Below are 22709 nucleotides of genomic sequence, written 5' to 3'. Positions count from 1 at the left end.
CCTATGGGAATATAATCATGCGATTTGATTTTCAAGTGAATCAAAACGAAAGAATTGTAATATTAGGTCCCAGTGGAGCAGGTAAGAGTACTTTGCTTTCTCTGATAGCGGGGTTTCTATATTCAAAACAAGGTAATATTTACTTAAATAAACAAAATCACACTCTTAGTTCACCTTCCAAGCGCCCGCTTTCAATTTTATTTCAAGAGAATAATCTTTTTCCTCATCTAACTGTTTGGCAAAATATTGCTTTAGGTGTTTCTCCTAATTTGCATTTAGATAACTATCAGTATACCAAAGTTAAACAGATTATAGAAAAATTTTTTCTTGATGATTGTTTTGATAGATTACCATCTCAAATATCAGGAGGGCAACGTCAGCGTTCTGCTTTGGCACGTTGTTTTATCCGTCAAAAACCTATTTTATTACTAGATGAACCTTTTGCTGTTTTGGATCCTTCATTGCGTAATGAAATACTAGGATTATTAAAAAAATTATGTGATGAAAGACAATTAACCTTGCTCATGGTTTCTCATAATTTAGAAGATGCTGTAAAAATAGCAACTAGGTTTATTGTTATATCTGAAGGGAAAATTGTTTATGATGGAAATCCAGATTATTTTATGAGAGGACTAATCCCTGAGAGTGCAATATTGGGTATTAATGCACAAAATATATAATATTTTTATTAAATAAAAAATTGTTTGAAGAATATGATAGTAAAAGATATATTTTATAGCTTGAATTATAAATTTATAGAATTAAAATAGAATATTATTCTCGTTGAGATATCAGCGGATTATGACATGATATTTGGTGATTTGAATGTCTTCATTCAAAAAATTAGTTATAATTTGTAAATGTTTTTATTGTTAATTGTGATTTGTACAGAAGTATATTGCAAAATATCAAACCAATATAATGTTTATCAGTAATTTGAAGGAGATTTTTTAACAACAAAAAAATATTTGATTAGTAATAGTTTTGAATATTTTCAGGTACTAAAGATAAAAAAATATTTTTTGCTTTAAATACCAAATAAACGTCTTGTTTCGTTTTATGATTTATATCTATAATTGTATATGGATTTAATAGGTATTTTTTTTAAATATGTATTTCAATTAATTCACATTATACGGTAAAGATGGTGTTTTGCATCTTGCGTGTCCTTCATAGAGAGAAAATTAATTCTTGCTAATTTTATCGGATTTTCGTAACTATTAATCACCGTTTTAACAAAGCATAATATTTATGGGTATTGATTTAAACTATCCTTTAAGGAAGAAAACATCCAAGAAACAATCTTTTTCTTCAAAAATTGTTTTTCAATTGGGTATTTTTTTATTTTTTTGTACTTTTATTATCGGGTTTTCAATCTACATTTTATTTTCTAACAATACCTTTGAAATGGTATCAGAAGTGAGGCCATATTCTGTTATTAGAGAAGTAGTTCCTGTTCCATTTAAAGATAATGAATCTTCTAGTGCTATAGATAGTGGCGCTGTAAATGATAAAGTTAAAATTGATCCATCAAAGAGCGTTGTTTTTGATAAGGAAAACGCTGATATACAGAAAAGATCTACTAATTTAGATCATTTGCCAACTATAGAAGAAAGATTATTGCCTTCTTTAACTACAAAAAAAATATTAGAAAATAATCAGGAAGTAAAAGGAGAAGATCAAGTTTATTTATCTGGCAAGAAATCTTGTTTTAATATCAAAGGTCCTCGCATTGCTATTGTCGTTTCTGGGTTGGGTATAAGCCAGACTGGAACACAAAGTGCTATTAATTTATTACCTTCAAACATCACTATGGCTTTTGCTTCTAATGGTAATAGTTTGAAACGTTGGATGACAGAATCAACGAAAAAGGGTCAAGATACTATTTTACAAGTTCCTATGCAAGCTTTTAATGAAGCGTATAATGACGATGATATTTATACTTTAAAAATCACAGAAAAAGTTAATCAGTTGCGTAATCAATTAATTTATTCTTTGAATCGTGGCACTGGTTATTTAGGTGTTATGAATTATCGTGGAGCAATGTTGTTATCGCATAAGACTTCTGTAGAAGTTATGTTCAAAGAATTTGCTAATCGTGGATTATTGTTTTTTGATGATGGTAGTTCAGCTCGTAGTCTTACTAGGTTATTAGCTCCAACATTAAATCTTCCTTATGTCGTTGCTGATTTGTATTTAGATGATCAGGTAGATCGTGATAAAATTAGAGAAAAATTAAAAGAATTAGAAAATATTGCTCGCAAGGAAGGTCAGGCTATTGGTGTTGCAGTTGCTTTTGATGAAAGCATTGAAGTTATTTCTCAATGGTTAAAACAAGAACATGCTAGTGATATATCGATTGTTCCTTTATCTTGTTTAGTAAAATTATCGAGTTCTTCTCAATAGTTAGATGAAGTTTATAAATTAAAAATCAACTAAAATTTTTTTGAAAGAAAGATTAGATTTGTATAGGCGTGGTGTAGGAATTTTAGTATTTAATCAAGATAACCTTGTGTGGGTTGGACGTCGCATTTGCCACAATAATTATAAGGATTTATTGTCATGGCAAATGCCACAAGGAGGAATTAATCCTCAAGAATCTCCTATTGATGCTGCATATCGTGAATTGTATGAGGAAACTGGAATAAAATCTGTTTCTTTATTAGGAGAGGGAAGTTCGTATATAAAGTATGATTTTCCAGAATATTGTATACAAGAAAATGGATATATTGGACAAGTACAAAAATGGTTTGCTTTTCGATTCCGGGGATTAACAAGTGAGATCTGTGTTGATCGGACAGAATTTGGATATGAATCTGAATTTGATGATTGGGCTTGGGTTTCTTTATGTGATACACCTAATATGGTTGTTGAATTTAAGAAAAAATCCTATAACAAGATAGTTTCTGATTTCTCATATCTTGTTAAGTAAAAGGATCCAATGATTATTTATTTTAGATTTATGTTTTTAATCATAACACCGCTTAGTATTATAATATTGTAATCAGTAAATTAATTTTCCAAAATAGATTGTAATTTTTAATTTCAGGAACTGCTTTCAGCCAGAATTGTTTGTTAAGAATAATATATTTTAAGTATTTTTACAGCAAAATTTCATATTTTATATCACCCAAAATTTAACATTATATATTTACTCAAAAATTAATATCTATTAGATAAATATATAGCAATAAATAATTCAAGTTTTCTATGGTGGTTCTATATCTTCTATAAAAAAATTTAATCAATTTTCAATCTCAATCTCTTTGGAGCAATGAATCATCGCTTATATTTTAGGATTTTGGTATAATAATAAAGTATTACAGAAGAGAAGGGATCAGTATTTATTAATAAAGGATACTGACCTATCTCTTCTGCATATAAATATTCACGGGGTTTTGCTTTAGATTAGTTATTTAAACCCCCTTTAGCTTTTACTTAGCCTGTTTGCCCATCAGCCGCCACCGCCAGAAGGAGGATTAGAAGCAGGTACAGGAGGTGTTTTAGCTTCTTCTTTTGCCTTAGCAGCATTGTTGTTAGCTTTATCGGAGCTAGATGAGAAACATCCCGCTATTACAGCGGTTGACGCTAATAAAGAAATAATAGCCACTGATTTTTTATATTCATAGTTAATTTATCCCTTTGATGCTTATAATTTTAAATATATTTAATTTAATTTTTAAAATGCATTTGAATTAATGAATAAATATTCAGCCCATGAATCTATAGATAAGATGTGTTTAAGTCAAGAAGTAAATGATATTAAATGTTTCAAAATAGTTCATATATTTATGCATATAAAGAATATAAAAACATAACTTCTAAAAAAATAAATATTAATTTAATCTATTTATCATATGCTTAGTCCGCTCTAATATATATAGAGTCTTTCTTTATATAAGAAATAGTATGTTACTTTACATATATGGTAATATACATAAGAATAATTAAAAGAAATAAGAATATAGGCATATTTCTATGACTATATTCTTGAATGTATTGTTTAACCAGATTATCTATAGCATTGATTAGTAATAAAGGAATCATGATTAATAATCCAAAACTATAGTTATCATATTCAGATATCGCACTTACCTTGCATTGAGATACGTAAGAGGTACAAGTCCAAGCAGTTATCAAAGTTATAAAACTTATTATAATAAAGTTGATCGGTATTGCTTTTTATATCCACATCTTGTTTTGCTTGTATCTTTAAATATATGCAATCTATTTTGTAGTATTTGAGTTAAGATATTAATAGATATTTAATTTTTTTATGTACGAATGAGATGTATTTATGTCAAGAAGTAAATAGCATCAACTATTAATTGGTTTATCATCCTTCGTAATATTTAAAAGCGAATTGATACAAGAATGATAGAAATTATTTTTTTATAAAATTGATCTATTGATATCATTCTGATACGTTCATCTTGATTAGGTATTTTATTGTGTTTTTTATTAATTTCTTTTATATAATAAGATCATGGAATATCTTGTTTTTTATGAAAAATAACTTCTACTAAATAATATGTATTCTGATCATTTTCGTTGATTAGATCAAGAATTTCCGAAATACTTTAATCTATGATAAATACCGTCAAAAAATGAACATTTCTTCCAAGTTTGGAGCTCTTCATCAACGTAAGATCGTTTCTTATCTAAAATAATATTGCTAATTATTATTCCTTTATACGTCGGTTAATATCAATAAGAATATGCAATTGTACATCAAATTGCATATGAATCATTCTAATTTCTTACCTTATAATAAGTTAGAAAATTTATTTAAAAAGAGAAGTAAAATAAATATGTTATAATTTATCTGGTGATCCCGGCGCGATTCGAACGCGCGACAACCAGATTAGGAATCTGGTGCTCTATCCTGCTGAGCTACGGAATCTTTATCTTTTGTTATACAAAATAAATTTAATGTTTTCAATAATGGTTATTATAGTTCATTGTTTTAAATACTTTTTTCATTTTTTTTGCATTGTTAAATGTCGATTATGTAAATATAAAAAGTATTCTTGTCTTTATTAAAACATCAATTGTCTTATTATTTTCAATTTGTTGAGGGAATTTTTAAGATAATGCGCAAATCAATTCGGATTATAGGAATAGATCCTGGTCTTAGAAGAACTGGGTGGGGAATTATTGATGCTGTAGGAGATAATCTAAAATTTGTTTCTTCTGGAACAGTTGTTGCATGTACTCAAAGATCACTTGCATATCGCTTGTGTCAGTTACATGAGGGATTAAATGATGTCATCAAGAATTGGAGTCCTGAAGAAGCAGCTGTGGAGCAAGTTTTTGTGAACAAAGATGCAGTGGCTACACTTAAGCTTGGTCAAGCTCGTGCAATAGCTATTTTATCTCCTGCTCTTGTTGGAATCCATGTCTCCGAATACGCTCCTAATACCATTAAAAAAGCAGTAATAGGCATTGGACATGGAGATAAAAAACAAATCCATATGATGTTAAAAATGTTAATACCAGAGAGTGTTTTTAAGGGAAAAGATGCAGCTGATGCATTGGCAATTGCTGTGTGTCATGCACACCATGCGAATTCTGCTGATTATAAAATTGCATTACATGATTGAGTTGTATTGAATTTAACTTATAGGTGAAATTAGAAAGTAGTAAAATTATGATAGGAAAAATCAAAGGCAATATTGAGGGATTGTATGAAGATTATGTATTGATTGATGTACATGGTGTTTGTTACATGATCTACTGTCCAATTCGTACATTATCTTGTCTTGGGAAAATAGGTGATTTTTGTACTTTGTTTATCGAGACGCATATGCGACAGGATCAAATTCGACTTTTTGGTTTTATATCTAACCTAGAGCGTCAATGGTTTGTATTGTTACAAAGTGTACAAGGCGTGGGTGCAAGGGTTGCTATGGGTGTGTTGTCTCGTATTACAATAACAGATTTGATAGAGTCAATAATATTGCAAAATAGTAAAGTTCTAGGTCAGATTCCAGGTATTGGCACAAAAGTAGCTAATCGTATTATGGTAGAGCTAAAGGGAAAGGCGGCTTCGCTGTCTTCTGATAATAAGAAAGAGATGTCTTTTTTAAATAATAGAGAACAATTACATGTAAACTCTATACCTGAAGTTGCTATTGATGCTATATCTGCCCTGGTTAACTTAGGGTATAGTCAAGATCAAGCAACAGTTGCTGTTGTTTCAGTTATTAAAAAAGAACAAAATATTATTGATGATAGTCAGATCATTCGATTGGCTTTGAAAGAAATGTAATGTTAATTATCTTATTTTTATACATTCAATTCATGAAAATGATAGTAAAATGGTAGATCGTGAAGGATTATTGTCAGGGCATTCTTCTAAAGAGGACTCAGATATTTCTTTGTTGCGTCCGAGAACTTTAGGGGAATTTACAGGTCAAGTAGAAGCTTGTTCTAATCTAAAAGTTTTTATAGAAGCTGCTAAGTCACGTTCTGAATCGTTAGATCATGTATTATTTGTAGGCCCTCCTGGATTGGGTAAGACTACTTTAGCGAATATCATTGCAAGAGAATTGGGAGTAAATTTTCGTTCGACTTCAGGGCCTGTCATTACAAAAGCAGGAGATCTTGCAGCTTTGCTTACTAATTTAGATGATCATGATGTTTTATTTATTGATGAAATACATAGGCTTAGCGCGGTTGTAGAAGAGATTCTTTATCCGGCCATGGAAGATTTTCAACTAGATCTAATGGTTGGGGAAGGTCCTTCAGCTCGTTCTGTAAAAATTAACTTATCACGTTTTACTCTAATTGCGGCAACGACAAGAGTTGGTTTGCTTACCAGTCCACTACAAGATCGCTTTGGTATTCCGATTAGATTAAATTTCTATAAAATAGAAGATTTAAAAATCATAGTGCATAGAGGTGCGAAGTTAACAGGATTAGATATTACAGATGATGCGGCATATGAAATTGCTATGCGCTCTAGAGGAACTCCTCGTATTGCAGGAAGATTGTTACGGCGTATACGAGATTTTGCTGAGGTTGCAAATGCTAATACTATTACTAAGGAAATAGCAGATACAGCTTTGATTCGTCTATCAGTAGATAAAATGGGCTTTGATCAACTTGATTTGCGTTATTTGACAATGATTGCTCGTAATTTTAAGGGTGGTCCAGTTGGTATAGATACTATTTCTGCTGGCCTTTCAGAGCCTAGAGATGCTATAGAGGATTTGATAGAGCCTTATATGATACAACAGGGATTTATTCAACGCACACCTCGTGGAAGGATTTTGATGCCCATTGCTTGGAAACATCTTGGTATTGACGTTCCTAATGCAGTTAAAAACTATCCTTATATTGATAAAAAGTAAATTTCGTTATTTGGTTATATCACATTTTAAAATTTGATTGAATGCATAGAGGGGAACATTGGTAGGAGATGGTTTTTATGATAAGCAGGTCTTTAGAGTTGATATTTGATATTATTTTATAAATTGTATTTCAATCCTTATAGGAAAAATATGTGAATAATTTTGGATTTATTATCATGGATGTAAGTATTTTTTCTTTTTTTATGCAGATGGGATTAGCGGTCAAGTGTATCATCATTTTGCTATTTATTTGTTCCATTTATAGTTGGAGCATTATCATTCAAAAAAGTGTAAGTTTTATTATAATGCGTCGTCATTTTAGAGAGTTTGAAAAACTTTTCTGGTCGGGGCAGTCTTTAGACGCATTGTGTAAATTATTAAAAGATAATCATAACGTTGGTTTAGCTACTATATTTATGTCTGCTATGAGTGAGTGGAAGAAAAGCTGCGAAAAAGGAGCTCGTTCTCCCATTGGAATGCAAGATCGTATAGATCGTATGATGGATGTAGCTATCGCTCGTGAATTAGAATATATAATAGGACGATTGAGTTTTCTTGAAAATATATCTTCTGTAGGTTTGCTTATAGGTATTTTAGGTTCTGTTTTAGGCATGATGAGTTTTGTTCAAAGTATTGCTGAACATCATTCTAATATGGTCGTTTCAATGCCTGGAATAATAGAAGCTTTGATTAGCATTTTTTTAGGTCTTTGTGTATCAATTCCATCTTCTATAGCTTATAGTAAGTTTATGGCAGATTCAAAAAAGTTTTCAGTGCAAATGGAAGGATTTGCTGATGAGTTTTCAGCAATACTTTCTCGACAAACTGAATGTAATATGTCTTAGAAATATTCTTTTCTGTTTTTAACAAAGTTATTTGATGATAAATACACAAAAACAGGTTGGCGTTATGAAAATACGCAATAAGAGAAGAGGAAGCCGTAATCCTATAATAATTTATGGAACGACAAATAGCCAATTACAATCTATTGCTTTAATAGTTTCAATTCTTATTTTAATCATGGTCTTGATTGGAAGCTTTATGAGTATTAATCCAAAATCGGATTGTTCTCCATATCTTGATATCAATATATATCCTATTATAATAGATGTCGATGCGAATGGAGAGATTCGTATGAAAGGAAAAAAGGTTTCATTGAATGAAATAACCAAAAATATAGAATTGTTACAGAGTGGTAAGTTCAACAAATACATATTGATTAGAGGTGAAAGTCATTCACCTTATGGTATCATAATGAGTATTTTGTTGAATGTCCGGGACAGTGGGCATAGAAACGTTAGTTTCGTTGTCCGAAGATAAAAGGATGATAAAGCTGTGCGTGGAGAGAATGGTCTTGCTATATCTATGATATTGCACGTTATATTCTTATTAATTCTGTATTTCAATTTTAGTATTCAGTTGTTCATTCCGAAATCTCGTCATGAGATGTTATCTGTAGATAATATTTATAATGAAGGTTACTATTTTAGTAAACACGGTATTAGTCCCAACAAGAGGGAAAAAGAGCAAGTTTCCCATTTAAAAGATACAATTAGGGAGAATATTGTTCATGATTTTCCTGATAGTGATACGTCTATTGATCAGATGAATATGAGCAATACAGAAGATGAGGCTAAGTTTTCTTCTAATAAAGTAAGGCAAACGTCGAAAGAGATATTTTCATCAGAGGTACATGATGATGTACTTGACAAGAAGCTGGATGTCAAAACAACAAACAAGAATAATAAATCGCAAGGATTATCTCCTCCTTCTATAGATAAGGATAGTATCTTAAGACCTAATAGGAAATATAAAGTAATATTACCAAGACTTGGTAAGGTTAATAGTCAAAAAATTCTTTTTCAAAATGCGATAGGTGTTGTAAGAAAAAAAATCATAGATAATTGGAATATTCCTCCTGATTTCAAGAAATTTAAGAAATTACGGATTAGAATTCGTTTTCAGTTGAAACAAAATGGTTTGGTTTTAGGAAATATTAAGGTTGAGGCAGTAGGTGGAACAGAATTAATTCGTCGAATATTAAAGGAAAATGCAAGAAAAGCTGTTATAAAATCACAACCTTTTAAGATTCCTTCAGATTCTTACAATAGTTTGCGTAATATAAATCTTCTTTTTATACCGTCAAAGATGTAGTGTTCTTCCTTGTCTATGTATATGCCATTGTTTTGAAATTAAAAAGGAATTTGTTTTGAGATTTTGTAATTTAAGGAACTTAGTATGAAGCTAAATCTTTTTTTATTGCTGGTATTTATCTGTGGTTTTTTATCACCAACATATGCTTTGGTAAAGGTTGATATCAATAGTCCTGAATATTCGCCAGTATCTATTGCTGTTACTAAATTTGTGTCTATCGATGAATTAGGAAATAACTTATCAGAGGTTATAACAAAAGATTTCCAAGGATCAGATGTATTTAATCTTATACTACAAAGTTCTTTCAAACAAAAAATAACTAATCCAGATAGTATCCCACGTTTTCAAGATTGGCATAGTATAGGTGCTCAAGTTCTTGTAACTGGTCGGGTGATTAAAGAAGGTAAAGATCGCTTGCGTACAGAATTCCGATTATGGGATGTTAAAGATCGCAAACAGATAATAGGAAAGAAATTTTTTTCTTCTCCGGGTAATTGGAGAAAAATTGCTCATATTATTTCTGATGAAATATATAAAAATATTACTGGTGAAAATAGTGATTTTAATACGCGTGTTTTGTTCGTTTCTGAAAACGTTTCTGATGGTATGTTAAAAAATAGTTTATGTGTCATGGACCAAGATGGTGCTAATGTACGTTATTTGACTCCTAATAAAGATCAAATACTTTTTTCACCACACTTTTCTAATAACCAGCAGAAGGTTGCATACACTACTTATGATGATTATAACCTTCTCAAGGTTTATTTGATTGATGTTAGAATAAACAGAGCTCCCAAGAGGGTTGGTAATTTTAGAGGCATGGTATTTTCTCCTCATTTTTCTTCCAATGGTAATAGAATAATTATGAGTGTTCAAAAAGAAGAAGCAATGGATATTTATAGTGTTGATTTGTATTCGAACTCTTTTAACCGTTTAACAAACACCTTGTTTACTAATATCTCTGCTTCTCCTTCTCCGGATTCTTCAAAAATAGTTTTTGAAAGTGATAGGGGAGGAATGCGACAAATTTATATAATGGAATCAGATGGATCAAGTCAAAAACGTATTTCACAAAATGACGATGCGTCGTATTTTGATCCTTCGTGGTCTCCGCGAGGTGATTTTATATCTTTTAGTAGATTGTATGAAGGAAAGTTTGCTATTGGAGTGATGAAAGCAGATGGTTCAGAAGAGCGCATATTAGTAGAGGATTCTAACTTGCAAACTCCTACATGGTCTCCTAGTGGTCGCGCTTTGATGTTTTCTCGTAAAAATGATAATTTAAGATCAAAACTATATTCAATTGATTTAAATGGTCGTAATGAACAATTAATCAAGACGCCTTCATATGCTTTAGATCCACATTGGGTAGCATCTGCTGATTAAGTGCATTTACTATATGTTTTTCTTTTTGCAAAAACTTATATCTATTGTTCAAAAAAAATAACTGTTAGTTTGTGCAGAGAACTAGTACGAAAGGGTTTTTTATGCAGCAATATATTGCTATTTTAGGTATTTTATCGGCAATTTCCATGGTAGGTTATGACGTAAATGATAATGCTGATACTGAAACATCGTCTTATGATTATTTGAAAAGCCAACTTGCTGAAACTGGTAATAGTATTTTTTTCGATGTAAATTCATATTACATTCGTCCATCAGAAATTCAGTTATTGTCTAATTTAGCATCTTTTCTTGAGAAAAATGATTGTGACTTTCTTATCGAGGGTCATACAGATGAACATGGTTCTAGAAATAGTAGTATTGCATTAGGGTTTCACCGTGCTTATTCGGTTTTTAATTATTTTTTGGCTGGAGGTATTAATCAATCTCGCATGAAAGTTACTTCCTATGGAAAAGAAGTTCCTTCTATGCTTGGTCGTGACGAGAATGCTTATGCAAAAAATCGTCGTGTGGTAATTGTTTTAAAAGAATGTAGATAGATCTATTACTTAATGTAAATATTAATTTTTTGAATTTAATGTAATATTTGAACTTATTGTACCTTTTAGATGTATAAATAGTTGTTAAGAATTATTTAAGGGTTGATTATATTAATCAAATCATGTTTTGCTATTTTACGCTCATGTAATTTTTTTGTTTTTAAAATTAGTAAATCATGAATTGTATGGCTACATTTATTTTAGTAACCAATTTATAAAGATTTTCTTGTGTTTTTATCTCCTATAGAAAGTATAAGATTTTTTGTGTGCAGTATTGCAAATCCTGCACATATTCTTGTAGCTGTTTCTGGTGGGTCAGATTCTATGGGATTACTTGTCGCTTTACATTCTATCCTTTCAGAGAGTTCTTTTAGAAATATTAAATTTTCTGCTATTTCTGTAGATCATGATCTGAGGATGGAGGCTAAAGATGAAATTAAATATGTCTCAAATATATGTTTTAAATTAGGAATTCCTCATTCAGTAGTTTCGTGGAAAAATCCAAAGCCTAAAACAGGATTAATGGCTGCTGCTCGAGAAGTGCGATATGCGTTGATTTCTAAACATGCTAAGATAATTGGTGCTACGTTAGTTGTTACAGCACATACCTTCGATGATCAATTAGAAACAGTTTATATGCGTTCTCAGCGTGATTGCGCCGAAAAAGGTATGGGTCTTTCTGGTATATGTGATACTATTTTATATGATCTTCATTTATGGATTGTTCGTCCATTTTTAAGATGTCGTCGAGAGGATATACGTTCTTTCTTAATGCAACGCAATATTGGTTGGTGTGAAGATCCTAGTAATAATGATGATAGATTTGAACGTGCTCGTGTGAGGCGTATTATTAGTGATATTGATCTTTATTCTTTACATGACAAGATAGAAAAATTTAAAAATTTGCGAATGACAATTAATAATTCTATATCTATGTTGATTCCCAAATATTTGACAGTTCATTTGCGATCAATTATATCTGTATCAAATGATGTATTATATATGGATTCATCCCTTGTCTCATATTTGTTAAAGGTTTCTATCGCGGTTTGTGGTGGACAATTTTTTTTTCCAGGATATAGTTCCATGAAAAGACTAATGTCATTTATCAAATATGGTAAAATGGGATGTATTAGTATTGGAAGAGTTGTAATAGATAGACGTGCTAATTTTTTGTGGATAACACGTGCAGTGCGAAATCTTCCTACTCTTAGTATTCCTCCTAAGGAAACCGCTATCTGGGATGGAAGATATAAATTTGAAAACTTATCTGATACACTTGTTCAGATTGGTCCTAGGTCATATAAAAAGAGTGATGTCCCTTCTGGCATTCCTTCTATAGTTGCACAGCGTGCTATTTCTAGTATGCCGTCTAAAAAAGGAGGGAAACCTTTTATGGCACCTTTTTCTCGTTTTATGACGAGATTTGATTTACCTGTTTTTCACGAGTTTTCTATATTATTTGGGGGAGTATCTGTTCCAAGATTGCCATTTTTTGAGAAAAACAATATATATTTTGATTGATTTTATTGAATTATTGTTATTATCATCATGGTTCTATTTAGATTATTCGTACTTTTAGTTAGTCGATAGTTAATTTTAATTCTGAGGTGTATTTAAATGGGTTCTAACGTTAGGAATTTCGTTTTATGGATTATGATAGCATTGTGTTTAATAGCGTCTTTTTCTATATTTCAAGCGCCTTCTTCTGTGCAAGATGGTATGCAAGAGATCTCTTATTCTCAATTTATGAAAGATGTAGATAATGGATCCGTTCACAAGGTATCTATTGTAGGGCGTAATATATCTGGAGTTTATGTTAGAGGTAATGCTCCTTTTCAAACCTACTCTCCATCAGGTATCAGCGATGATCTTTTATCTAAATTGATTTCGAAGGATGTAGAAGTTGCTTCAAAGCCAGTAAATGATGGTTCTACAAGCTTAATAAGCTATTTTAGTAGTTGGTTTCCGTTAATATTCATATTTCTTGTATGGATGTTTTTTATGAGACAAATACAAGGAGGGGGAGCACGTGGTGCTATGGGTTTTGGAAAGTCCAAAGCTAAGTTGCTTTCAGGAAATTCTGCTCGTGTAACATTCGAAGATGTAGCTGGTGTTGATGAGGCAAAAGAAGATTTACAAGAAATAGTAGATTTTCTTTGTGATCCTCAAAAATTTAAGCGTTTAGGTGGTCGTATTCCTCATGGAGTTCTTCTTGTAGGGCCTCCTGGGACTGGTAAAACATTATTAGCTCGTGCTATAGCGGGCGAAGCTAACGTTCCATTCTTTACTATATCTGGTTCTGATTTTGTAGAATTATTTGTTGGAGTTGGTGCTTCTCGTGTTCGTGATATGTTTGAACAAGCTAAAAATAATTCACCATGTATTATATTCGTTGATGAGATTGATGCTGTTGGTCGCCATCGTGGTGCAGGTTTAGGGAGTGGTAATGATGAGCGTGAGCAAACTCTAAATCAATTATTGGTAGAAATGGATGGATTTGAATCTAGTGAAGGTGTAATTCTTATAGCTGCTACTAATCGTCCTGATGTTTTGGATTCTGCTTTGTTACGACCAGGTCGTTTTGATCGCCAGATAACGGTTCCTAATCCTGATGTTGTTGGTAGAGAGCAAATACTTATAGTTCACAGTCGTAATGTTCCACTTGCTTCTAATGTTTTTTTAAAAACTATTGCTAGAGGGACTCCTGGCTTCTCTGGTGCAGATTTGAGAAATCTGGTAAATGAAGCAGCATTGATGGCGGCCCGTCGTAACAGGCGTTTGGTTACAATGCAAGAATTTGAAGATGCAAAAGATAAAATCCTTATGGGGGCAGAACGTCGTTCTACAGCAATGACAGAAGAAGAAAAAAAGATAACTGCTTATCATGAGGCTGGACATGCAGTTGTTGCTTGTCATGTTCCAAAAGCAGATCCTCTTCATAAAGCTACTATAATTCCACGTGGAAGAGCATTGGGTATGGTAATGCAATTACCTGAGGCAGATCGTCATTCAACAAGTTATCTATGGATGATATCCCGTTTAGCTATTCTAATGGGAGGTAGAGTTGCTGAAGAAATTATTTTTGGAAAAGATAATGTTACTTCAGGTGCTATGTCAGATATTGAATATGCAACTAAATTAGCACGTGTTATGGTAACTCAATTTGGTTTTTCTGATGTATTAGGAAAAGTTTTTTATGGAGAAAGTCAGCAAGAAGTACTTCCAGGACATGTTGTGTCTCGTTCTAGAAGTGTTTCGGATGATACATCTCAGAAAATAGATAAAGAAGTGTTCCGTCTTATAGAAGAAGCATATCAAAAAGCTAAATCAATTATACAAGATAAGAATGATAATTTTATTGCTATTGCTGAGGGATTATTAGAATATGAAACGTTATCTGGAAAGGAAATTGCGTCTTTAATTAGAGGTGAAAAAATAAGTAGATCTTTAGAAGGAAATGAATCTTCAAAATGTATATCAGTTCCTCAATCAGGTATTCAAAAAGAAAATATTGATTGTCCTGAAGAAAATGTAAAAACTACTGATGTGTCCAATTGTGATTAGAAAGAAAATTCTAATAATATTCAGGAATCGTGAAGTATAATGAGTTACTATTTTTTAGAATTAATATTCTATGTTGTAAAATGTATTTTATAGTTCTTATGTTGTAATTTTGATAAAATATTTTTATTTTTTATTTAATATCAATCCTTAGAGGAGTAGATATGAAGAGACGGTATTTCGGTACTGATGGGATTCGTGGTAAGTCTAATACTTTCCCAATTACCCCTGATTTTATGATGCGTGTTGGTATTGCTGTAGGTTATTTATTTAGAGGGAAAAAAAATCACCGTAGACGCAGAGTTGTCATTGGAAAGGATACTCGTCTATCTGGTTATATGCTTGAAAATGCATTAGTAGCAGGTTTTACTGCGGCAGGAATGGATGCTTTTATTCTTGGCCCTATTCCTTCTCCTGCTGTTGCGATGCTAACGAGATCTCTTCTTGCTGATGTTGGTATAATGATTTCTGCTTCTCATAATCCTTATGAAGATAATGGTATAAAACTTTTTGATCCAGATGGTTATAAAATTTCTACCGATATTGAATTTCGTATTGAAAACCTCCTTGAAGAGGATTTAACACCGTATTTATCTTGTTATGATAGTATTGGACATGCAAAGCGTGTGAATGGTGTACATGATCGTTATATTGAACATGTGAAACGTACTTTGCCACCTGATGTTAATTTGCAAGGTTTGCGGATTGTTGTAGATTGTGCTAACGGGGCATCTTATAAAGTCGCTCCAGAGATATTTGGAGAGTTAGGGGCAGATGTCGTCGTTATTGGAGATAAACCTAATGGCATAAATATAAATCTTGATTGCGGTTCTACGAATGTTTCGTCTCTACAGAGAAAAGTACACGAAGTACGTGCTGATATCGGTATCTCCTTAGATGGAGATGGTGATCGGGTTATCATAGTGGATGAGAAAGGTGCTGTAGTTAATGGAGATCAGATTATGGCTCTTATCGCAAAGGAGTGGATGAGTCATTCCTTGTTAAGAGGTAACGGTATTGTAACTACGGTAATGTCTAATATTGGTCTTGAGAGATTTATTGCTAGTCTTGGCTTGTCATTAGAGCGTACTAAAGTTGGTGATCGCCATGTTATGGAATATATGAAAAATAACGGATTTAATGTTGGTGGTGAACAATCTGGTCATATTATTTTATCTGACTATGGTTCCACAGGAGATGGACTTGTCGCATCTTTGCAGGTTTTACGATATATAAAGAAGTATGATAAACCTGTGAGTATGATGTGTCATTGTTTTGAAGAATATCCTCAGTTTTTGCGCAGTATTCCAGTTAAAGATACTTCTGTTTTAAATAGTTCATTGATTATGGAGGCTATTGCTGACGCAGAATCTGAGCTATCTGGAATGGGTAGGTTAATTGTTAGAGCTTCAGGTACAGAATCTATAATTCGTATTATGGCTGAAGGAGATAATTTTTCTAAGATTAAGCGTATTGTCGATGATTTAGCTGGTTTAATTCCAATGGTTAATTAATGGAACTATTTTGTTATTGTTATTTGTTGTTTTGATTTCTAAAATGATGTTTCTATTATCTTACTAATTTAATTTAGACTTGTTTATAGTATTATTTTGTGTTTTTTATTATATAACTTAGATTTATAATTTTTATTATTTTGAAATTTGTATTGCAATTACAGAAAAGGGAATTTATATGAAAAACCTTTTATTACAAATTTTCACTTGGTGGAATGGTCAAACTTTAGGTACAAGGTTTTTCACTTGGCGTTATGGTCGTATTATTGGAAAAGATGAATTCGGTAATACATATTATGAAGGTCGTAAAGATATTTATGGATTTCCAAAACGCTGGGTTATATATAAGGGATATGCAGATCCTTCTTCTATTCCACCTATGTGGCATGGTTGGATTCATTATCGTAGAGTAGATGTTCCTACGCAGGAAAAAGAATATGTGTTTAATTGGCAGAAACCACATAGAGTTAATTTTACAGGATCATTAAATTCTTATTGTCCGAGATTTAATAAAAATAATAATCCTAATAGTAAAATTAAATATAAAGCTTGGTCTCCTGATTGTTAATTTTAAATTTATTAGTTTACTTAGTAACAATATCATTTAGGATTATTTATTTTTGAAATACATAGCTTTTCTATTAACTATATTATTTATATCCAGTAATGCTAATATTGCAAACTCTGCTAGATTTGCAAATAAAATAGCTGAATTTGCTGGTATGGATAAGATCACTGGTCGTATTTTAACATTTGACGTTGAAGTTAATAAAAGCGTTCAATTCGGTTATTTAACAATTAAGCCGATGGTTTGTTACTCAAGAGATGATAACGACTCTCAACGAGTTGATGCTTTTGTGTCAATTAATGAATCTCTTGCAGATCATACAGTACGTTCAATTTTTTCTGGTTGGATGTTTGCTGATAGTCCAGCAATGAATGCTATTGATCATTCTATATATGATGTTTGGTTAATACGTTGCAAAGATCCTATCATTACAAATGACAGTAATTCAAAATCAGTTGAAAAGTCTCCTATATATCTTAATTCGAATAATTCACAGGATGATTCTAATCATAGTTTAGACAAGGTTGACAATAATTCTAAAAATGGAACTCCATCCCAAAAAATGGATGATAACACTAATTCAATAAATAGTAAAAATTGATATAAAACCATTCTGGTATAAATAAAAAATGTCATAATGGTCCTTAAATTTTGTCAATATAAATTTAAATTAAACATTTTATTTATATTTTAGTACAATGCAAACACGTGTTTTTATTTCTTCTTTTACGGCAATAGTTTAAGTGTTTTTCCATATTATTTTATAAGAGCTTACCATTAAGAAAAAAGACGCCATTAGAACGACAATCGTAGGTGCGGCTGCACTATTTATAAAAAAGCTACAATATATCCCTAAAATAGTACATATTACGGAAATAATAATCGAAATTAATATCATTGTTGTATGATGTTTAGATAATAGAAATGCAGTTGATCCAGGAATAACTAACACTGCTGGAGGAAGAATAAGTCCGATCGATTTTAACGAAATAACAATAACAAGAGATAGTAAAATTAGAAAAGTGTAATGTAATAATTTTACAGGAATTTGAATAGAACGAGCATGTATAGGATCGAATATCATGAGAAGAATATCATTCTTTTTTATTATTAAGAATAATGATGAAATAAGTGCGAAAAAAGCAGTTTCTATAATATCTGACTTAGATACTCCTAACATATCTCCTAATAATATGTGGCTAAAATGAAGAGAGCTGTGAACCTTCAACATTATAATTATCCCAATAGCGAACATGGTAGAGAACACTATACTTAGTAAGATATCTTCTTTAAAAAAGCTCTTTTCTTTAAGGTATCCAGCAGATAATGTACAAATAACTCCTGCGATAAAAGCTCCTATTTCTAACGGTATCCCAACTATATGGGATAACACAATTCCAGGAAGAACCGAATGTGAAATAGCTTCTCCTGCGAAAGATTGATTTTTTAAAATTAGAAAACAAGACAAAATTGCCATAGGAATTACTACTATAGTAGCAATAATAAAACTATTTTGAATTGCAGCAAATCGTAAAGGCAACATAGTATAGTAAAGAATATCACTCATAAAAATTCTCTTTTTTAGATTATTTATAGAAAAAATTGTTCATATAGTTTTATATTTTTTAGAAAACAATAATAGAAACAGTAAAAATAAGCTGGTTTCTATTATTACAATGATTCCTCCAGGACTACAGTCTAGAAAATAGCTTATATATGATCCTAAAAAGCTACTAGTAGCTCCAAAAAAAGCGCTATAAATAAGATATTTTCCAAATGATTTTGTAATTAACTTAGCAGTAGCTCCAGGTGTGATAACTGTTGCAGTTACAAGTAATATTCCCACTGTTTGGAAACCAATAACTATAGTTATAGTTAACAAGCTAAAAAATAATACTTTTAAAAATTTTACATTTATCCCTATTGAATGAGCGTGTCCTTCATCAAAAAATAAAAGTATAAAGTCTTTCCATCTCATAAATATAACTGACATGACACTAAGACTTATAATCAAGACTTGAATCTTATCAAATTGACTCATAGAAAGAATATTCCCTAGAAAAATACTCTCTATATAAACAGAAGATGGCGAGAGAGATAACATAAACATAGCAAAAGAATAAAAGGATATATAAACCACTGCAATAGCAGCATCTTCGCGTAGCTTTGTTTTTTCTCGTATTCTTACCATCATTCCAGTAGCAAACATTCCTGAAAGAGTAGCTCCAATTGACAAAGGAATATTTAATCTATAACAAGCAACTATTCCGGGGAAAATTGCATGAGAAATACCGTTGCCAATTGAAGACCATCCTTGTAAGATGAGATATGAAGATAGCAATCCACAAACACATCCTATAAGTGTACTCGTCCATATAGCTGAACTCATGTAGCTATACGTAAAAGGTTCTAGAATATAATTCATTAATGGAGCTATTGTCATTTTAATTATCTATCCTCATATGCAAACAGTAGAATATGCTTGTTGATGATACGATTCAGTTCCAAAGGTTTTTCCAATATTATCCTCATTAAAGATATCTGAGGTTAATCCAGATGAGATTACCGTATTTTTGAGAAAAACAGTTCTATCACAAAAAGAAGGGATAGAATTAATATTATGCGTAGAAATCAATATCATTCTATCCTCATTGCGTAATGATTTTAAGAGAGAAATAAGTTCTCTTTCTGTTTTAAAATCAATCGCTGCAAAAGGTTCATCTAATATGATAACCTTACTTTTTTTAGCGAGCGCACGAGCAAGAAAAACTCGTTTTTGTTGCCCTATAGATAGTTCACCAATTTGCCTGTTTCGCATAAAGGACATTCCTACGTTATCTAATGCTTCTGTTACTATATTATAGTCATTATTTGAAGGAATTCGAAGCCAGTTCATATGTTTATAGCGACCCATCATAACAACATCTTCTACTAGAATAGGAAAAGTCCAATCTATAGATTCCATTTGAGGTATATAGGAAATAAGATCTGCTTTTAATGCATTTTCTACTGTTTTGTTAAATATCGATATAGACCCCTTATCTAGTGGGACAAATCCCATGATAGACTTAAACAAAGTAGACTTACCAGCTCCGTTTATTCCAATTAAAGCAGTTATTGTATTGTCAGGTATAAAAAGACTGACATCTTTTAAAGCGCAATATCCATTACGATATGTTACTGATATGTTTTTTAAATTTATTCCACATTCTATGGAAGTGGTATTAAAATCTATTTTCATTTGGAGAGGGTATCCGTTATTTTTGTAAGAGATAGTTTAAGTAAATCTAAATAAGTAGGTGCTGGACCATTTGGCTTACTAAGGCTGTCTACATATAGAACTCCACCATAAGAAGCATTTGTATCATTAGCTACTTGTTTAGCAGGCTGATCAGAGTTTGTGCTTTCTGAGAATATATACTTGATTTTATAAAGACGCATCTTGTTTATTACATCGCGAATTTTCAAGGGACTTCTTTCAGAATCAGAGTTAATTGGCCATAGGTATAGCGATTTAAAGCCAAAATCTTTTGCTAAATACACTAGACATCCTTCGCTAGTAACAAACCAACGCTTTTCTGGATCAATTTTATCAATTTTAGATTTTAAAGGCAATATTTCTCTTTCTAACTTATTTGCATATTCCGTAGCGTTACGCTTATATTCTTTAGCATGATCAGGATCTAGTTCTGTCAATGCTTTCCTAATATTTTCAATATATATCATAGCGTTTGTTAGAGACATCCAAGCATGTGGATTTGGTTCACCATAACCTGCATTTGGATCCTCTGATATATTAATAGGTTCTACTCCATCAGTAACCGTAACGATTTTAGAACCCTCTTTCAAATTAGTAAAATATTTCATAAAAGTCTCTTCAAGATGCAAACCATTAAATAATATAAGATCTGCATTTTGTATTTTAATTGCATCTGAAGGAGTCACTTGATAACTATGGGAATCATTCCCAGCTTTAACTAAAATATTTAATTGCAGTAAATCTTTGGCAATATTCTTTGTAATATCACCGATGACAGAAAAACTTGATAGTACTACCTTTTTTCTTGGTGCTGCAGAAGATGGCACAGGAATTATCGCGAGGGATAATACAAAAAAACATAAAAAATAACGTAATATCATATATATATAACCCTAATTAAAACACAACTTTTATACTCATGATTGACGATTAACATTGTTTTATATGAATGGTCAAGCAATTTAGAGTGTTACTTATAATGCAAGCTATTCTCTTGATTGCTAAATAAATATTTGAACATTTCAAATCATGACGCAATAAAATACAATCTAAAATAGGTAATTTATTGATTTATTTGTTTTATTATCTTATATGAATATATCATATATATAGGTAATCAGGTATCATTTACAAATAAATAAACTGAGAAAATTATGATTTTAAATAGTGTTTATAGTATCATATTTTGCACTTAATAAAGCCATCATGTTATTTCGTATAAATTGTAATCCAGAATGATGATAATAAAAAAATATTGTGGAGAGCATAATTTAAAGTATTTATTGATAGGTTAGATTATCGGATAGTTCGGTACTAATCGTGCAAGCATAATTCGTTTTTCTTGACTTTCTATTTAAAATATAGGACTTAACATCAAAAAATATAGGAGTGATATAATTCTCATATGTCTACGGTATTGACTTTTCCAGGACAAGGTAGTCAGGTAATAGGAATGGGGCGCGATCTTTATGAAGCTTTCCCAGAATCTCGTCTCGTATTTGAAGAGGTTGATTGTACTTTAAGTCAAAATCTTTCTAGTTTGATGTGGTATGGTCCTCAGGAAGAATTAACTGCTACTTGTAATGCTCAACCTGCTTTAACAGCAGTTTCTATGGCTTTTATTAGGGTAATGGAAAAAAATGGATTGTCTATTGAGAGAGATATAAGTTATGTTGCTGGGCATTCTTTAGGAGAGTATACGGCTCTTTGTGCAGCAAGATCATTCTCTTTATCTGATACTATTAGATTGGTTAGAGCTCGTGGAAAATCTATGCAGGAAACTGTTCCTCCAGGATTAGGAGGGATGGCAGCGATAATCGGTTTGGATTATTGTGTTGTAGATTCTATTTGTGCTAAGGCTTCTGAGATTGGTGTATGCGAAGTAGCGAATGATAATGGTGGGGGTCAAATAGTTATTTCTGGGATAAAAGATGCTATTAAATGGGCTGTTGATGCTTGTATTGATAAAGGCGCAAGGCGTGCAGTTGTTTTGCCTGTATCTGCTCCTTTTCATTCATCTTTAATGCGTCCCGTTTCTAAAGTTATGAAATGGATGTTGGATGGTATAAAAAAACAAGATCCAATAGTTCCTGTCTTGCCAAATGTATGTGCGAGTCCAGTTTCTGATATTAATGAGATTTCTAGATTATTGGTAGAACAAGTATCAGGTAGAGTACGTTGGAGAGAAACTGTACAGTCTCTTGTAAAACATGGTGCAAAGAATATTTATGAGGTTGGTTCTGGAAAAGTATTAACAGGTCTTGCTAAGCGTATTGATAAATCTATATCAGCTATTTCTGTGTGTAAGGTTGAGGATATAGATTCGGCTATTAGATCCATAATTGGTTAGGG

22 protein-coding genes and 1 tRNA gene are annotated in these 22709 nt (G+C 31.6%); 17 read left to right on the top strand and 6 right to left on the bottom strand.

The genetic code is table 11. The features are described from left to right. The first annotated feature begins 17 nt into the window (after window positions 1–17). The 3 genes from thiQ (at window position 18) to GY664_RS03540 (ending at window position 2932) form a co-directional block, all read left to right on the top strand. Window positions 18–680: a thiamine ABC transporter ATP-binding protein ThiQ gene (thiQ, locus tag GY664_RS03550; RefSeq protein ID WP_333948096.1), complete on the top strand. Its 663-nt coding sequence runs from the start codon at window positions 18–20 to the stop codon at window positions 678–680. Window positions 681–1251: 571 nt separating this feature from the next. Next, window positions 1252–2406 carry a divergent polysaccharide deacetylase family protein gene (locus GY664_RS03545; protein ID WP_333948095.1) on the top strand — a complete coding sequence of 385 codons (1155 nt, stop codon included), beginning with the start codon at window positions 1252–1254 and terminating at the stop codon, window positions 2404–2406. 58 nt (window positions 2407–2464) lie between these two features. Continuing rightward, on the top strand, window positions 2465–2932 hold the full coding sequence (locus tag GY664_RS03540; RefSeq protein WP_333948106.1) for an RNA pyrophosphohydrolase: 468 nt from the start codon (window positions 2465–2467) through the stop codon (window positions 2930–2932). Between the two features lie 522 nt (window positions 2933–3454). Here GY664_RS03540 and GY664_RS03535 read toward each other — a convergent pair. Next, window positions 3455–3610: a hypothetical protein gene (locus tag GY664_RS03535; RefSeq protein ID WP_333948094.1), complete on the bottom strand. Its 156-nt coding sequence runs from the start codon at window positions 3608–3610 to the stop codon at window positions 3455–3457. A 1216-nt stretch (window positions 3611–4826) separates the two neighbouring features. Continuing rightward, window positions 4827–4903 (bottom strand) — tRNA-Arg (locus tag GY664_RS03530). A 190-nt stretch (window positions 4904–5093) separates the two neighbouring features. On the opposite strand from GY664_RS03530, the gene ruvC reads away from it, so the two are divergent. From ruvC to GY664_RS03465, 13 genes are all read left to right on the top strand, one after another. Beyond that, a complete protein-coding gene (ruvC, locus tag GY664_RS03525; RefSeq protein WP_333948093.1) occupies window positions 5094–5603 on the top strand; it encodes a crossover junction endodeoxyribonuclease RuvC in 510 nt (169 codons plus the stop codon). 47 nt (window positions 5604–5650) lie between these two features. Further along, a complete protein-coding gene (gene ruvA, locus GY664_RS03520; protein WP_333948092.1) occupies window positions 5651–6271 on the top strand; it encodes a Holliday junction branch migration protein RuvA in 621 nt (206 codons plus the stop codon). A gap of 49 nt (window positions 6272–6320) precedes the next feature. Next, window positions 6321–7355: a Holliday junction branch migration DNA helicase RuvB gene (gene ruvB / locus GY664_RS03515; RefSeq protein WP_333948091.1), complete on the top strand. Its 1035-nt coding sequence runs from the start codon at window positions 6321–6323 to the stop codon at window positions 7353–7355. A gap of 176 nt (window positions 7356–7531) precedes the next feature. Further along, on the top strand, window positions 7532–8200 hold the full coding sequence (locus tag GY664_RS03510; protein ID WP_333948105.1) for a MotA/TolQ/ExbB proton channel family protein: 669 nt from the start codon (window positions 7532–7534) through the stop codon (window positions 8198–8200). 64 nt (window positions 8201–8264) lie between these two features. Next, complete coding sequence (locus GY664_RS03505) at window positions 8265–8675, top strand: ExbD/TolR family protein (RefSeq protein ID WP_333948090.1); 411 nt, start codon at window positions 8265–8267, stop codon at window positions 8673–8675. A 15-nt stretch (window positions 8676–8690) separates the two neighbouring features. Further along, window positions 8691–9509, top strand: a complete 819-nt coding sequence (locus tag GY664_RS03500; RefSeq protein WP_333948089.1) for a cell envelope integrity protein TolA — start codon at window positions 8691–8693, stop codon at window positions 9507–9509. 84 nt (window positions 9510–9593) lie between these two features. Beyond that, window positions 9594–10895: a Tol-Pal system beta propeller repeat protein TolB gene (gene tolB / locus GY664_RS03495; protein WP_333948087.1), complete on the top strand. Its 1302-nt coding sequence runs from the start codon at window positions 9594–9596 to the stop codon at window positions 10893–10895. Window positions 10896–10996: 101 nt separating this feature from the next. Next, window positions 10997–11452, top strand: coding sequence for an OmpA family protein (locus tag GY664_RS03490; protein ID WP_333948086.1), 456 nt, complete (start codon window positions 10997–10999; stop codon window positions 11450–11452). 228 nt (window positions 11453–11680) lie between these two features. Then, a complete protein-coding gene (gene tilS, locus GY664_RS03485) occupies window positions 11681–12976 on the top strand; it encodes a tRNA lysidine(34) synthetase TilS (RefSeq protein WP_333948085.1) in 1296 nt (431 codons plus the stop codon). A gap of 96 nt (window positions 12977–13072) precedes the next feature. After that, window positions 13073–15019 (top strand): ATP-dependent zinc metalloprotease FtsH, encoded by a 1947-nt coding sequence (gene ftsH / locus GY664_RS03480; RefSeq protein WP_333948084.1) that lies wholly within the window; start codon window positions 13073–13075, stop codon window positions 15017–15019. A 161-nt stretch (window positions 15020–15180) separates the two neighbouring features. Further along, window positions 15181–16530, top strand: a complete 1350-nt coding sequence (gene glmM, locus GY664_RS03475) for a phosphoglucosamine mutase (RefSeq protein ID WP_333948083.1) — start codon at window positions 15181–15183, stop codon at window positions 16528–16530. A 178-nt stretch (window positions 16531–16708) separates the two neighbouring features. Further along, entirely contained in the window at window positions 16709–17098 is a 390-nt protein-coding gene (locus tag GY664_RS03470) for an NADH:ubiquinone oxidoreductase subunit NDUFA12 (protein ID WP_333948082.1), read from the top strand. A 52-nt stretch (window positions 17099–17150) separates the two neighbouring features. After that, window positions 17151–17699 carry a DUF2155 domain-containing protein gene (locus GY664_RS03465; protein WP_333948081.1) on the top strand — a complete coding sequence of 183 codons (549 nt, stop codon included), beginning with the start codon at window positions 17151–17153 and terminating at the stop codon, window positions 17697–17699. A gap of 138 nt (window positions 17700–17837) precedes the next feature. Here GY664_RS03465 and GY664_RS03460 read toward each other — a convergent pair whose 3' ends face one another. Genes GY664_RS03460 through GY664_RS03445 form a run of 4 tightly spaced genes read right to left on the bottom strand, consistent with a single transcriptional unit; the run spans window position 17838 to window position 21238 of the window. Next, on the bottom strand, window positions 17838–18665 hold the full coding sequence (locus GY664_RS03460) for a metal ABC transporter permease (protein WP_333948080.1): 828 nt from the start codon (window positions 18663–18665) through the stop codon (window positions 17838–17840). Window positions 18666–18704: 39 nt separating this feature from the next. Continuing rightward, window positions 18705–19541 carry a metal ABC transporter permease gene (locus GY664_RS03455; protein ID WP_333948079.1) on the bottom strand — a complete coding sequence of 279 codons (837 nt, stop codon included), beginning with the start codon at window positions 19539–19541 and terminating at the stop codon, window positions 18705–18707. Between the two features lie 15 nt (window positions 19542–19556). Continuing rightward, window positions 19557–20339, bottom strand: a complete 783-nt coding sequence (locus GY664_RS03450; RefSeq protein WP_333948078.1) for a metal ABC transporter ATP-binding protein — start codon at window positions 20337–20339, stop codon at window positions 19557–19559. Then, window positions 20336–21238: a metal ABC transporter solute-binding protein, Zn/Mn family gene (locus tag GY664_RS03445; RefSeq protein ID WP_333948077.1), complete on the bottom strand. Its 903-nt coding sequence runs from the start codon at window positions 21236–21238 to the stop codon at window positions 20336–20338. The genes GY664_RS03450 and GY664_RS03445 overlap by 4 nt, the downstream gene beginning before the upstream one ends. Before the next feature lie 524 nt (window positions 21239–21762). Here GY664_RS03445 and fabD point away from each other — a divergent pair. Continuing rightward, window positions 21763–22707 (top strand): ACP S-malonyltransferase, encoded by a 945-nt coding sequence (fabD, locus tag GY664_RS03440; RefSeq protein WP_333948075.1) that lies wholly within the window; start codon window positions 21763–21765, stop codon window positions 22705–22707. Window positions 22708–22709: the final 2 nt, after the last annotated feature.

Origin of the sequence: Candidatus Liberibacter brunswickensis (assembly GCF_036858155.1) — a bacterium.
GTDB classification, from domain to species: Bacteria; Pseudomonadota; Alphaproteobacteria; order Rhizobiales; family Rhizobiaceae; genus Liberibacter; species Liberibacter brunswickensis.
The sequence above is the reverse complement of the archived record's forward strand: the minus strand, read 5'-3'. Positions and strand labels throughout refer to the sequence as shown.